The sequence below is a fragment of the Amycolatopsis sp. NPDC104863 genome (genome assembly GCF_055582965.1).
Genome location: NZ_JBVJOW010000010.1, coordinates 148,996 through 161,738, shown reverse-complemented (window position 1 = coordinate 161,738; position 12,743 = coordinate 148,996). Strand labels below are relative to the sequence as shown.

Sequence of the window (12,743 nt, the reverse complement as noted above, 5' to 3'; positions counted from 1 at the left end):
TTCGGAAACGGTCATGGACGTCGTAGTCGGTCGCATCGCCAAGGCGCACGGAATCCGCGGGGAGCTCGCGGTGGACGTGCGCACGGACTCGCCGGACCAGCGGTTCCGGGTCGGTGCGGCCGTGACGACCAAGCTGCGTGACGGCAGCACAAGGGAACTCACCATCGCAGCCGCCCGCGAACACAGCGGGCGGCTGCTGGTGCGTTTCGAGGAGGTTCTGACCCGCGACGTCGCCGAGACGCTGCGAGGCGCGCTCCTCATCGCCGACACCGACACGCTGCCGCCGACCGAGGACCCCGACGAGTTCTACGACCACGAGCTGGCCGGCCTGCGGGCCGAGCTGCTCGACGGGACGGTCGTCGGCAAGGTCGTCGAGATCGTCCACTCGCCCGCGGGCGAGCTGCTGGAGATCGACGTCGAAGGCCGCGAGGTGCTGGTGCCGTTCGTGCGCGCGATCGTCCCCACGGTGGACGTCGCGGGCGGCCGGGTCGTCCTCGACCCGCCGGAAGGCCTGCTCGACGCATGAGGCGCTGGACGGCCGTTTTCGCGGCACTGCTGCTCGCCTCGGTCTTCGCGCCCGCGGCTGAGGCCGCGGGAGCCACCTACGGCGACTTCTCGATGATGTTCCAGCGCAGCGCGGGCCAATTCGCGCCGCCGGGCGAGAAGGCGTACCAGTGGGCCTGGTCGCCGCAATCGGCCACCGAATCGCAGATCTCCTGGGGTGACCCGGTCACCTGGCCGCCGTCCTACGCCGAGCACTTCGTCCACGACGGCGACTGGGTGCTGCTCGACGGCTGGCACGACAACGGGACCTACTACACCGAACGCGTGACCAGCGAGTCGCTGTGCGAGGGCGGCGCCTGCACGCCGATCCCGTCGCACGGGGGACAGCAGCACTATGTCCGCTGGAACGTGCCGGCTTCGGACTACCAGCTGGTCGCCGAGGGGATCGTCACCGAGCAGAGCAGCGGCAAGAACTTCCGCTTCAAGCACGTCCAGACCTGGCACGCGCCCGCGCCGTGCAGCTCGGCCCGCTTCGGCGCCCGGACGTGCATCACGCAGAGCGAGTCCTGGTCGTCGGACCAGGGCCTGCCCGCCGGCTCGCCGGTCCGGGAGACGAAGCGCCGCGACATCCGGATCGCGCAGGGGCTCGGCATGGCCTTCACGATCGACCAGCAGGTCGAGTCCCCGTGGCACGCCGAAGCCACCGAATACTGGAACTGGTGACCGGGTGCGCATCGACGTCGTCACGATCTTCCCCGAGTACCTCGACCCGCTGCGCGCCGCGCTGCTGGGCCGGGCGATCGACCGCGGCCTGATCGAGGTCGGCGTGCACGACCTGCGCGAGTGGACCCACGACGTGCACCGCGCGGTCGACGACGCGCCGTACGGCGGCGGCCCGGGCATGGTCATGAAGCCGCAGATCTGGGGCCCGGCGCTGGACGACGTCTGCGGAGACGGGGCGAGGCTCGTCGTGCCGACCCCCGCGGGCAGGCCGTTCACGCAGGAGCTGGCGCACGCCTACGCCGCGGAGAAGCACCTGGTGTTCGCCTGCGGCCGGTACGAGGGCATCGACCAGCGCGTCGTCGACGACGCCGCCCGGCGGATGCCCGTCGACGAGGTCTCGATCGGCGACTACGTCCTGGTCGGCGGCGAGGCGGCGGTGCTGGTCATCGTCGAAGCCGTCGTCCGGCTGCTCCCCGGCGTGCTCGGCAACGCGCGCTCGGCCGCCGAGGACTCCTTCTCCGACGGCCTCCTCGAAGGCCCCAGCTACACCCGCCCGGAAGTGTGGCGCGACCTGGCCGTGCCGGACGTCCTGCGCTCCGGCAACCACGCGCTGATCGACCGCTGGCGGCGTGACCAGGCCCTGGAGCGCACCGCCCGGCGCCGCCCGGATCTCCTCGCCGCGCTGCCGGAAGGTAGTCTCGACAAGCACGATCGCGGGGTCCTGGAGGGCTTGGACCCCGGGCAGGCATAGGGCCGGTGCGTTCGCCCGAACCCCCGTCTGCGATACTTGACAGGTTGGCGTGAGTGGACCTCCTCGTTCACGAGCCCGCCATCAGCCCCCGGGTCGCCCGTAGTGTGACCGCTGCGCGCCCGGGACGTGTACGCAAGCCATACGAAGACGAGGACGGACCACCGATGAACACCCTGGACGCGCTGGACAAGCAGTCGCTGCGTTCCGACATCCCGGACTTCCGCCCGGGCGACACGCTCAAGGTGAGTGTCCGCGTCATCGAGGGCAACCGCGAGCGCAACCAGGTCTTCCAGGGCGTCGTGATCCGCCGTCAGGGCGGCGGCATCCGGGAGACCTTCACCGTCCGCAAGGTCTCCTTCGGCGTCGGCGTGGAGCGCACCTTCCCGGTGCACTCGCCGAACATCGCCGGGGTCGAGGTCCACAAGCGCGGTGACGTGCGGCGCGCGAAGCTGTACTACCTGCGCGACCTGCGCGGCAAGAAGGCCAAGATCAAGGAGCGCCGCGAGAACCGCGAGACGGCCTCGGCTAACTGAGTCACAACCCGGTTACCGGTAGCCTGACGACGTGGCCGAACCCGTGTCCCAGAACGCTCCTGAGGATGACCCCGATCGCTCCGAGGAGGACAAGCCCAGGCTGTCCCGCTCCGAGGAGCGCGGGGGATCCCGCCGGCGGCGCGCCAAACCCGCCAAGAAACGGTCGTTCTGGAAGGAACTGCCGATCCTGCTCGTGATCGCCCTGGTGCTCACGATCCTGATCCAGACATTCCTCGCGAAGGTCTTCATGATCCCCTCGGGGTCCATGGAGGCCACCCTGCACGGGTGTCCCGGCTGCACCGGCGACCGGATCCTGGTCGACCGCGTCACCTACGACTTCACCGAGCCCTCCCCGGGTGACGTGATCGTGTTCAAGGGCCCGCAGGCGTGGATCAACAACGAGATCGCGCCGCAGGAGTCGAGCAACATCGTCGTCCAGGGCCTGCGTGGGCTCGGCTCGCTGGTCGGGTTCGCCCCGCCGGACGAGCGTGACTTCGTGAAGCGGGTCATCGCCGTCGGCGGCCAGACCGTCCAGTGCTGTGACCCGCAGGGCCGGATGATCGTGGACGGCAAGGCGCTCGACGAGCCGTACATCCACTGGGAAGACCCGTCGAACCAGGAACAGAAGACCTTCGAGCCGGTCAAGGTGCCGGCCGGCACGGTCTGGGTCCAGGGCGACAACCGCAACAACTCCGACGACTCCCGGTTCCAGGGCGGCGGCGGCGTGAACGGCGCGGTCCCCGTGGACAACATCATCGGCAAGGCGCGGATCATCGTCCTGCCGCCGGGCCGGTGGGGCGGCATCACCGACCACAACCCGCAGGAGTCGGCCCAGCCGGTCGCGCTCGGCGCGCCGGCGTGGCAGAGCGGTCTCCCGCTCGGCGCCGGGATCGCGGCGGCCTGGCCGATGCTGTTCTTCGGGCGCAAGCTCAAGTCCGGACTGAGCCGGGCGGCCGGGCGGAAACGCTAGCCACCCGATCCGTGTCGGCAGACGGGTGATCCAGCCTTGACTCTTCCCGTTCCCCTCACCGCGGCCGAGCCCATCCGGCCGCCGCGGGCCGTGGTGCGCGGCGACCTCTTCTGGGGGCTGCAGGGCGCGCTCGACCGCCGTGGCCTCGGCCCGGTCGCCGGTGTCGACGAAGCCGGCGCCGGGGCGTGCGCGGGGCCGCTGGTGGTCGCGGCCTGCGTGCTCAAGCAGGGTGACGCGGCGAGGCTCACCGAGCTGACGGACTCCAAGCTGATGACGGCGAAGGCGCGGGACCGGGTCTACGACCTGGTCCTCGCCCGCGCCGTCGACTATTCGGTGATCGTCATCCCGACGGCGGAGGTCGACCGCTACGGCATCCGGGTGATGAACCTGGAGGGCATGCGCCGCGCCGCGGCGGCCCTGCGGGTGTCCCCGGGCTACGTCCTCACCGACGGGTTCCGGGTCCCGGGCCTGACCGCGCCGAACACGGCGGTGATCAAGGGCGACCGCTCGGTGGCCTGCATCGCGGCGGCGTCGGTGCTGGCGAAGGTGACGCGCGACCGCATCATGGCGGGCTACCACGACGACCTCCCGCACTACGGTTTCGACGTGCACAAGGGATACAGCACGTCCGAGCACCTCGCGGCGCTGCACGAACACGGGCCGAGCGACGTCCACCGCTGGTCGTACACAAACGTCGCGACGGCGGCCATCAAGCACGGCGTGCGCCCCGCGCGGCCGGTCCTGCTGACCTACGCGGCGCTGGAGAAGGCGATGGAGCCGGGGTCCACAGCGGGCCTCGCCGCGGTCCTCGACGAAGCACTCGAGCCACAACTCACCCTGCCGTTGCATGCCCCGGCCGCGGGTGTGGGTCACAATGAACGCTCCGCCGGCGGAGCAGCAGCACGATCCCGAGGAGGGGCGCGGATTTCATGAGCGCAGAGGATCTCGAGAAGTACGAGACCGAGATGGAGCTCTCGCTGTACCGCGAGTACCGCGACATAGTGGGTCAGTTCTCGTACGTGGTGGAGACCGAGCGGCGGTTCTACCTGGCCAACGCGGTGGACGTCCAGGTCCGCGACGGCGGCGGCGAGGTGTACTTCGAGGTCCGCATGTCCGACGCGTGGGTCTGGGACATGTACCGCCCGGCCCGCTTCGTCAAGCACGTCCGGGTCATCACGTTCAAGGACGTCAACGTGGAGGAGCTGGACAAGCCGGACCTCCGCCTGCCCGAGGACGGCCCGTTCTCAGGCTGACCCCCCGTTCGACGACCCGCGCCGGCTCATCCCACGATGAGCCGGCGCGTTTCGTTCCCGCCGTCGTGTCGACCCCCCAGTCACGCGTGTCGACCCTCCAGTCACGCGTGTCGACCCTTCAGTCACGTGAGTTGACCCTCCAAACACGTGAGTTGACCCTTCGGTCACGCGTGTCGGCCGTTCCGCCTCGACAGTCGACGTCCCGGCGCGTGCGCCCGGCCCTCCTGCCCGCGTGAGCCGCCGTCTCGCCTGCTCTGCCCGGCCGGTGTCGCGGTAGCACACCGGACCGACATTTCGCCGGTCCCACCGCCATCCCGTGGACCAGTTGTCCACATACCCCCGGTTGTCCACAGTCCGGCGATCCGGGTCTGGCCGCCCCACCCCGAGCCCTGGCACCGTCGAATGCGCACACACCGTGACCGCCGGGACCGTCCCGGTGACCGACGAGGGGGCCACCACGATGACGGGCACCGACCAGCTCGCAGCACACCGTCGCAACCTGGGCGCCTGGGGTGAGGACGTCGCCGCCCGGCACCTGCAGGACCGCGGCCTGGTCCTGCTCGACCGCAACTGGCGCTGCCGCGAAGGCGAGCTGGACCTCGTGCTCACCGACCGCGCCCGCGTGATCTTCTGCGAGGTCAAGACCCGCACCGGCATCGAGTTCGGCCTCCCGTCCGAAACGGTCACCGAAGAGAAGGCCGGCCGAGTCCGCCGCGCCGCCCAACGCTGGCTGCGCGAGTTCCGGATCGGCTGGTGCCCGATCCGCTACGACGTCGTCACGATCCTCGCCGAAGCCGGCACGAGCCCCCGCATCCAGCACATCGAGGCGGCGTTCTGATGCCCATCGCCAAAGCCTGGTCGGTGGCCCTCCTCGGCATCGACGGCCGGCTGATCGAGATCGAGGCCGACCTCGGCGGGGGCCTCAGCCGCGTCACGCTCGTCGGCCTCCCCGACGCCGGGCTGCGCGAAGCCAAGGACCGCGTTCGCTCGGCCGTCCGCAACTCCGGCCAGCCCTGGCCGGACGGCAAGGTGACGCTCGGCCTGTCCCCGGCGAACCTGCCGAAGGTCGGCTCGGCCTACGACCTCGGCATCGCGGCCGCCGTGCTCGCGGCGACCGGAGCGGTCCCGGCAACACGCCTGCTCGGCACGGTCCTGCTCGGCGAGCTCGCGCTCGACGGTCGCGTCCGCCCGGTCCGCGGCATCCTCCCGGGCCTCCTGGCGGCGCGCGCGGCGGGTTACGAACGCGCCGTCGTGCCCGCGGACTCCCTGGTCGAGGCGGCGCTGGTCGACGGCATCGAGGTCGGCGGCGCGGCGCGCTTGCGTGACCTGGTGGCGTGGCTCCAGAACGAGGGCGAGCTGGTGCGGCCCGGACCGCCCGAACCCGCCGTACCCCCGACGGTGCCGGACCTCGCCGACGTCGTCGGCCAGCCGGAGGCGCGCTGGGCCCTGGAGGTCGCGGCGGCGGGCGGGCACCACCTCCTGCTGACCGGGCCGCCCGGGGTGGGCAAGACGATGCTCGCCCGTCGCCTGCCCGGCCTCCTCCCGCGGCTGTCGGCGGAGGAGTCCTTGGAGGTCACGGCGGTCCACTCGGTCGACGGCTCGTTGTCGAAGTCGTCGCCGCTGGTCACGGTCCCGCCGTTCGTGGCCCCGCACCATTCGATCACGGTGGCGGCCCTGATCGGCGGCGGCAGCGGCCTGGCCTCCCCGGGCGCGATCAGCCGCGCCCATCGCGGCGTGCTGTTCCTCGACGAGGTCTGCGAGTTCGGCGGCCAGCGGCTCGAGTCGCTGCGCACGGTCCTGGAGGAGGGCGAGGTCCGCATCGCGCGGGTCAAGGGAGCGATCACGTACCCGGCACGGTTCCAGCTGATCCTGGCGACCAACCCATGCGCGTGCGCACCACCGAAGGATGCGGACTGCGTGTGTTCACCGGCCGCCCGCCGCCGCTACCTCGGCCGGCTGTCCGGACCGCTGCTGGATCGCGTCGACCTCCGAGTCCGCCTACGGCCGTTGAGCGCGATCAACGCGCACGACACGGGCTCGACGGAGACCTCGGAGACCGTCCGCACCCGCGTCCTGCAGGCCCGCTACCGGGCAGCCCACCGTTGGCAAGACCACGGCTGGCGCTCGAACTCCGAGGTCCCCGGCCCGGCCCTGCGCCGCGAGTTCGGTCTCCCGGCCGAGGCAACGGTGTTGCTGGACCGAGCAATGGACCGCGGAATCCTGAGCGGCCGAGGCGCCGACCGCTGCCTCCGCATCGCCTGGACCCTGGCCGACCTGGACGGCGAGCCCCGCCCCGGCGCAGAACAGGTCGGCTCGGCACTGGCCTTCCGCGAACGGGTCGCCGCATGAGCGCGCAGAGGTTCGACGGAGTTGGCGTGTCTTCCTCCGTTGCGCCCGGTTTCCCGGCTGGGTTCGCGACGATGGGTGGGCATCTCGTCCGCAGCGGCTTCTACGCGGCCGCCGCCGGATCGAGCGAGCAAAGGATCCGCCAGGATCGCGCGCTCTCGCCGCGTGCTGGCGACCTCCCGGCCGAACTGATGAGGATGGCGGAGAAGTCCGTCGACTGCGGCTTCGCCAAAGCGGCTGCCTGCACGAACGCCGTCAGCAGCAGTTCGCTGAAGCAGGTAGTGGGCGAGCACACCTCGTCAGCGCCGTACCGCGGGAGAGGGGCGTCGACATGAGCGTCGACGAGTTGCGCCGAGCTCGCGCCTACCTGCTGCGGGTGGCCGAACCGCCCGCACCGGCGCTCGTCGCCTTCGTGGCGCAGCATGGGCCGGTGAAAGCTGCCGGTCTGGTGCGCGCCGGTGACTGCCCGCCTGAGGTCCTGAAAGTGACCGAGGCGCGCCGGGGCTACGACTTCGTCGAGCAGGACTTCGCGCGGGCCGCGGCTGCCGGTGCGCGGCTGGTCGTGCCCGAGGATGACGAGTGGCCGGGGTGGCCGCTGCTCGCCCTCGACCTCGCCGCTCGGCGTGGGGTGGCCGAGGCCGTTCCGCCGCTGGCTCTGTGGGTTGCCGGTGACGTTGCGCTCGGGACCGCCGCCGATCGGGCCGTGGCCGTCGTCGGGGCTCGCGCGGCGACCGATTACGGCGAGCACTACGCCGCCGAGATGGCCTACGGGCTGGCCGCTCGGAGCGTGCCCGTCTTCTCCGGTGCGGCCTACGGCATCGACGGTGCGGCGCACCGCGGTGCCCTCGCCGCCGAGGGGGTCACCGTCGCCGTGCTCGGGTGCGCCGTCGACGGCGGCTATCCGGCCGGGCATGTCGCCTTGCTGAACAAGATCGTCCGCAACGGCGGCGCGGTCGTCAGCGAGTACCCGCCCGGCACGCCGCCGGCGCGTCACCGCTTCCTGGTCCGAAACAGGCTCATCGCCGCGCTCACCGAAGGCACCCTGGTCGTCGAGGCGGGGCGGCGCAGCGGCGCCCGGAACACCGCGAGCACCGCCGGCGCACTCGGCAAGGTCGTGATGGCGGTGCCGGGCCCGGTCTCGTCCGCGATGTCCGTCGGCTGCCACGAGCTGATCCGCGACGCCCGAGCGACGCTCGTTTCCACCGTCGACCAGGTCCTCGAGACCGTGGGCCGCTTCGGCATCGCCGAGGACACCTCGGCCCGGCCGAAACGGCCGACCGACCGGCTCGGTCCCGACGCGTTGCGGGCTTACGAGGCACTCGCCGTGCGCGCGGACCGGTCCGATGCCGAGATCGCGGCCGAATCCGGCCTCCCGCTGCGGACAATCCGCTCCTTGCTGCCCGCACTGGAGATCGACGGATTCGCCGTCCGCGGGGAAGCGGGCTGGCGACGGCGAAGGGAAAGCGCGTGAACGCCACGGATTCCTTGCGAAATCGTCGAAAGTGTTCGGCCGGTCCGGTGGGCCCGCGTGGCGATCCTTGACCGGGGGCGGTTGTTCGCGCAGCGTGACATCCATGCCGCCACCACGCTCCGGCCGGGCCCGCCGTCCGGACCTGCGCGCGCTCCGGGCCGCGCTTCCCGAGCCGGTCCAGGACGTCGTCACCGGCTACGAACGGCACCTCGGGCTCGAGCGCGGCCTGTCCGCGCACACCGTCCGGGCGTACATCGGCGACGCGGTTTCGCTGCTGGCGTTCGTCGTGGACGGCGGTGGCGCGCTCGCGGACCTGGATCTCGCGCGGCTGCGGTCGTGGCTCGCCGCGCAGCAGTCCGGGGGAGCGAGCCGCACGACGCTCGCTCGACGGGCGGCGTCCGCCCGGACCTTCACCGCCTGGGCGAACCGCACCGGGGTCCTCGGCACCGACCCGGGGGGCCGGCTGGCCGCGCCGCGGGCGCACCGCACCCTGCCCGGGGTGCTGCGCGCCGGGCAGGCCGGAGAGGTCATGCAGGCGTCGGCGGCGGGCGCCGCTCAGCGGGATCCGGTTGCGCTGCGTGATCGCGCGATCGTCGAGCTGCTGTACGCGACCGGCATCCGCGTGTCCGAGTTGTGCGGGCTGGACGTCGGCGAGGCCGATTTCTCCCGTCGTGTCGTGACGGTGCTCGGCAAGGGCGGCAAGGAACGTGTCGTCCCGTTCGGTGTGCCGGCGGGAGAAGCGCTGACGGACTGGATCGAGGAGGGGCGTCCGAAGATCGTCGCGGAAACCGCCGGTGAAAGCGTCGAACCCGCGCTTTTCCTTGGTGTCCGGGGCAAACGCGTCGACCCGCGGGCGGTGCGGCGGGTGGTGCACGACGCCGTCACGGCGGTGCCCGGAGCGACCGACATGGGGCCCCACGGCCTGCGTCATTCGGCGGCGACACATCTGCTGGAAGGGGGCGCCGATCTCAGGAGCGTTCAGGAACTGCTTGGTCACGCTACGCTTGCCACGACGCAGCTCTACACTCATGTGACCGTCGACCGGTTGAAAGCGATCCATGACCGAGCGCACCCCAGGGCCTGAGGCGGCCCGGGGAGCCTCGCCGGGGTCGTCACCAGCGGGCCCGGCGGCGCACGCGCATCCGCACGAGCACGGAGACGACACTGAGCCGCATGCCGAGAACGACTGTGCAATGACCGCAGGACCGCACGTGACCGATGCCACCGGGGTGAACACCCGCGGTGACGTCGCCGCGCCCGAGGAAGCCCGGGCCGGCTACGAGGTCGACGCCGGGATCGCGGCGCTGTGGCGTCAGTTCGCCGACAGCCCGGACCAGGCGTCGCGCGATCGGCTCGTGCTGCACTACGCCCCGCTGGTCAAGTACGTCGCGGGCCGGGTCGGCACCGGCCTGCCGACCCACGTCGACGTGGGCGACCTCGTGCAGTCCGGCATCTTCGGGCTCGTCGACGCGATCGAGAAGTTCGACCCCGAGCGCGGCCTGCGCTTCGAGACCTACGCGATGCAGCGCATCCGCGGCGCGATCCTCGACGACCTCCGTTCGCAGGACTGGGTGCCGCGCGCGGTCCGCAGCAAGGCCAAGGAGGCCGAGCGCGCGCTGGAACGCCTCGGCGCCCGCCTGCACCGCACGCCGACCGACGCGGAGCTCGCCGCCGAGCTCGGCATCGGCCTCGATGACCTGCGCGACTTCTACGGCCAGCTGCAGCTCACCAGCGTCGTCGCACTGGAGGACCTGGTCGCCGCGGGCAAGGACAGCGGCTCGCTGGTCGACACGCTGCCCGACGACGACGCCGTCGACCCGGTCGCGGTGCTCGTCGACCAGGACAACCGCCGCCAGCTCGCGCAGGCCATCGCGCAGCTGACCGAGCGCGACAAGATCGTGGTCAGCCTCTACTACTTCGAGAGCCTGACCCTCGCCGAGATCGGCAAGGTCCTCGGCGTCACCGAGTCGCGGGTCAGCCAGCTGCACACACGGGCCGTCATGCGGCTGCGCGCCAAGCTGGTCGAGCAGACTGGCGCCTGATCAGGGACCACCTCCCCATGGCTTGAGCCGGTATTCGCCGACCTCGCCGGTCAGGGCGAGGGGATCGACGTACTCGTCGCCGCGCCGGACGCCCCAGTGCAGGCAGGCCGCCACCAGGCAGCCGGGGTGCCCGGCGAGCACGGTGCCGATCACCTGGCCCCGGTAGACCTGCTCGCCGACGGCCACCTTCGCCGCGACGGGCTCGTAGGTGGTGCGCAGCCCGCCGTCGTGGTCGACGGACATCACGGGCCGCCCGGCCACCAGCCCGGCGAACATGACGACGCCGGCATCCGCCGCCAGCACCTCCTGACCGGGCACGGCGGCCAGATCGACCCCGCGATGACCGGCGCTGTAGGGCGTTTCGGGGGCGTCGAAGTACTTGGTGACCACCGGAACGGGTGATAACGGCCAGGAGAGCCGCGACTGCCGCGCGATATGCGAGCTGCCTGCCAGGGAGACCGCTGCCGCGGCCGGCCAGGGCTCTACCGGTGCAGCTAGCCGAGACGCGTCCGCGGCAGGCCATGACTCCGCCGCCGCGGGTGGCGCCGACCCACCGGCCCGCAGCTCCGTTGCAGGCGGCGAAGGCCCAACGTCCGCACCCGAGACCCCAGTCATCCCCAACCCGCCCGACACCGGCACCGCCGCTCCCAACCCACCCGACCAACCCGCCGCCGAGCCCGTCGAAACCACACCTCCAAACCCCAAAAACACCCCCACGACCAGGGAAACCCCAACCACGACCCACCTCGACACCGACCACCGGAACCCACTGATCAACTCCATGCCACCAGCCTGCGGCACCAACGCCCACCCCGGGACCGCGCCGGCGAATCTGTGGATAACTCGAGGTGATGTGGACAACTGCCGGGCTCTGCGGCCGCCGGTGGGGGAGGGGCTGGTGGCAGGGGGTAGAATCTTTTCCGCGGTCCGCGTGAGCGGGCTGACTTCGCGTGCACGTGCGCGTTCCCCCGGCTTCGCACCATCCAGCCGGGCGAGTCGCACGGTGTCCGGCGGTCCCTGAAGTCCTTGCTCCAGGGTCCGGGCACCGGCACGGGCACCAGGGCGAACGGCCACCCGGCCGCGAGCGACAAAACCGAGCAGCGCGCCCCTGAGCGCGCACGACTACAGAAGAGGTTGATTCCGGCAATGGCCGTCGTCACCATGAAGCAGCTGCTCGACAGCGGCGTGCACTTCGGGCACCAGACCCGTCGGTGGAACCCGAAGATGAAGCGCTACATCTTCACCGAGCGCAACGGCATCTACATCATCGACCTGCAGCAGACGCTGACGTACATCGACCGTGCGTACGAGTTCATCAAGGAAACCGTCGCGCACGGCGGCACGATCATGTTCGTCGGCACCAAGAAGCAGGCCCAGGAAGCCATCGCGGCCGAAGCCTCGCGCGTGGGCATGCCCTACGTGAACCAGCGCTGGCTCGGCGGCATGCTGACCAACTTCCAGACTGTGCACAAGCGCCTCCTGCGCCTGAAGGAGCTCGAGTCGCGCGAGCAGACCGGCGGCTTCGAAGGTCTCACCAAGCGCGAGATCCTGACGCTTACCCGCGAGAAGGACAAGCTCGAGAAGACCCTCGGCGGTATCCGCGACATGGCCAAGGTGCCGAGCATCGTGTGGATCGTCGACACGAAGAAGGAGCACATCGCCGTCGGCGAGGCTCGGAAGCTGAACATCCCGGTCGTCGCGATCCTGGACACCAACTGCGACCCGGACGAGGTCGACTACCCGATCCCGGGCAACGACGACGCCATCCGGTCGGCCGCGCTGCTGACCAAGGTCGTCGCCGAGGCCGCGGCCGCCGGCCTGATGCAGCGTTCGAGCCGCAACGGCGCTTCGGCCGACACCAAGCCGGAGCCGGGTGTCGCCACCGACGAGCCGCTGGCCGAGTGGGAGAAGGAGCTGCTCGCCGGCTCCGAGACCGCCGCCGCCGATGCGACCGAGGCGGCCGCGGCCGTCGAGGCGCCCGTCGAGACGCCGGCGGAGGCCCCCGCCGAGCAGGCGACCGCCTCCTCCTGATGTTCCGCCGCCCGTGGGGGGGGGCGCGGTCCAGGGGAGAAGGGGGGGAACACCAAAAAGAAGTCTCGGCCCCTGAAAAGGGGGGTGTCGCAAGGGGGGGGAATAGAGCACATTGTAAG

General features: G+C 71.4%; 15 protein-coding genes. 14 read left to right on the top strand and 1 reads right to left on the bottom strand.

Features of this window, described 5'->3' with window-relative positions; all coding sequences use genetic code 11:
- The first annotated feature begins 13 nt into the window (after positions 1–13).
- The 13 genes from rimM (at position 14) to ACZ63J_RS42045 (ending at position 10,593) form a co-directional block, all read left to right on the top strand.
- Positions 14–526, top strand: coding sequence for a ribosome maturation factor RimM (rimM, locus tag ACZ63J_RS42105; RefSeq protein ID WP_465401753.1), 513 nt, complete (start codon positions 14–16; stop codon positions 524–526).
- Entirely contained in the window at positions 523–1,227 is a 705-nt protein-coding gene (locus ACZ63J_RS42100; protein WP_465401754.1) for a hypothetical protein, read from the top strand. The genes rimM and ACZ63J_RS42100 overlap by 4 nt, the downstream gene beginning before the upstream one ends.
- A gap of 4 nt (positions 1,228–1,231) precedes the next feature.
- Complete coding sequence (gene trmD, locus ACZ63J_RS42095) at positions 1,232–1,978, top strand: tRNA (guanosine(37)-N1)-methyltransferase TrmD (RefSeq protein ID WP_465401755.1); 747 nt, start codon at positions 1,232–1,234, stop codon at positions 1,976–1,978.
- A 164-nt stretch (positions 1,979–2,142) separates the two neighbouring features.
- On the top strand, positions 2,143–2,511 hold the full coding sequence (gene rplS, locus ACZ63J_RS42090; protein ID WP_257921235.1) for a 50S ribosomal protein L19: 369 nt from the start codon (positions 2,143–2,145) through the stop codon (positions 2,509–2,511).
- A 31-nt stretch (positions 2,512–2,542) separates the two neighbouring features.
- Positions 2,543–3,481, top strand: coding sequence for a signal peptidase I (gene lepB, locus ACZ63J_RS42085; protein ID WP_465401756.1), 939 nt, complete (start codon positions 2,543–2,545; stop codon positions 3,479–3,481).
- A gap of 90 nt (positions 3,482–3,571) precedes the next feature.
- Positions 3,572–4,414 carry a ribonuclease HII gene (locus tag ACZ63J_RS42080; protein WP_465340403.1) on the top strand — a complete coding sequence of 281 codons (843 nt, stop codon included), beginning with the start codon at positions 3,572–3,574 and terminating at the stop codon, positions 4,412–4,414.
- The gene (locus tag ACZ63J_RS42075) at positions 4,411–4,734 is read left to right on the top strand and encodes a DUF2469 domain-containing protein (protein WP_003096226.1); all 324 of its coding nucleotides are present in this window, start codon (positions 4,411–4,413) and stop codon (positions 4,732–4,734) included. The genes ACZ63J_RS42080 and ACZ63J_RS42075 overlap by 4 nt, the downstream gene beginning before the upstream one ends.
- A gap of 460 nt (positions 4,735–5,194) precedes the next feature.
- On the top strand, positions 5,195–5,572 hold the full coding sequence (locus ACZ63J_RS42070; RefSeq protein ID WP_465310743.1) for a YraN family protein: 378 nt from the start codon (positions 5,195–5,197) through the stop codon (positions 5,570–5,572).
- Positions 5,572–7,083 (top strand): YifB family Mg chelatase-like AAA ATPase, encoded by a 1,512-nt coding sequence (locus ACZ63J_RS42065; protein ID WP_465401757.1) that lies wholly within the window; start codon positions 5,572–5,574, stop codon positions 7,081–7,083. The genes ACZ63J_RS42070 and ACZ63J_RS42065 overlap by 1 nt, the downstream gene beginning before the upstream one ends.
- A gap of 26 nt (positions 7,084–7,109) precedes the next feature.
- Positions 7,110–7,415: a hypothetical protein gene (locus ACZ63J_RS42060; RefSeq protein ID WP_465401758.1), complete on the top strand. Its 306-nt coding sequence runs from the start codon at positions 7,110–7,112 to the stop codon at positions 7,413–7,415.
- Positions 7,412–8,551, top strand: a complete 1,140-nt coding sequence (gene dprA / locus ACZ63J_RS42055) for a DNA-processing protein DprA (RefSeq protein ID WP_465401759.1) — start codon at positions 7,412–7,414, stop codon at positions 8,549–8,551. Before ACZ63J_RS42060 ends, dprA begins: the two co-directional genes overlap by 4 nt.
- A 103-nt stretch (positions 8,552–8,654) precedes the next feature.
- A complete protein-coding gene (locus ACZ63J_RS42050; RefSeq protein WP_465401760.1) occupies positions 8,655–9,635 on the top strand; it encodes a tyrosine recombinase XerC in 981 nt (326 codons plus the stop codon).
- A gap of 109 nt (positions 9,636–9,744) precedes the next feature.
- Positions 9,745–10,593, top strand: a complete 849-nt coding sequence (locus ACZ63J_RS42045; RefSeq protein ID WP_465340253.1) for a FliA/WhiG family RNA polymerase sigma factor — start codon at positions 9,745–9,747, stop codon at positions 10,591–10,593.
- Here the strand turns inward: ACZ63J_RS42045 and ACZ63J_RS42040 are convergent, their stop codons facing one another.
- Positions 10,594–11,208, bottom strand: coding sequence for a M23 family metallopeptidase (locus ACZ63J_RS42040; protein ID WP_465401803.1), 615 nt, complete (start codon positions 11,206–11,208; stop codon positions 10,594–10,596).
- Between the two features lie 531 nt (positions 11,209–11,739).
- Here ACZ63J_RS42040 and rpsB point away from each other — a divergent pair.
- Positions 11,740–12,624: a 30S ribosomal protein S2 gene (gene rpsB / locus ACZ63J_RS42035; RefSeq protein WP_465401761.1), complete on the top strand. Its 885-nt coding sequence runs from the start codon at positions 11,740–11,742 to the stop codon at positions 12,622–12,624.
- Positions 12,625–12,743: the final 119 nt, after the last annotated feature.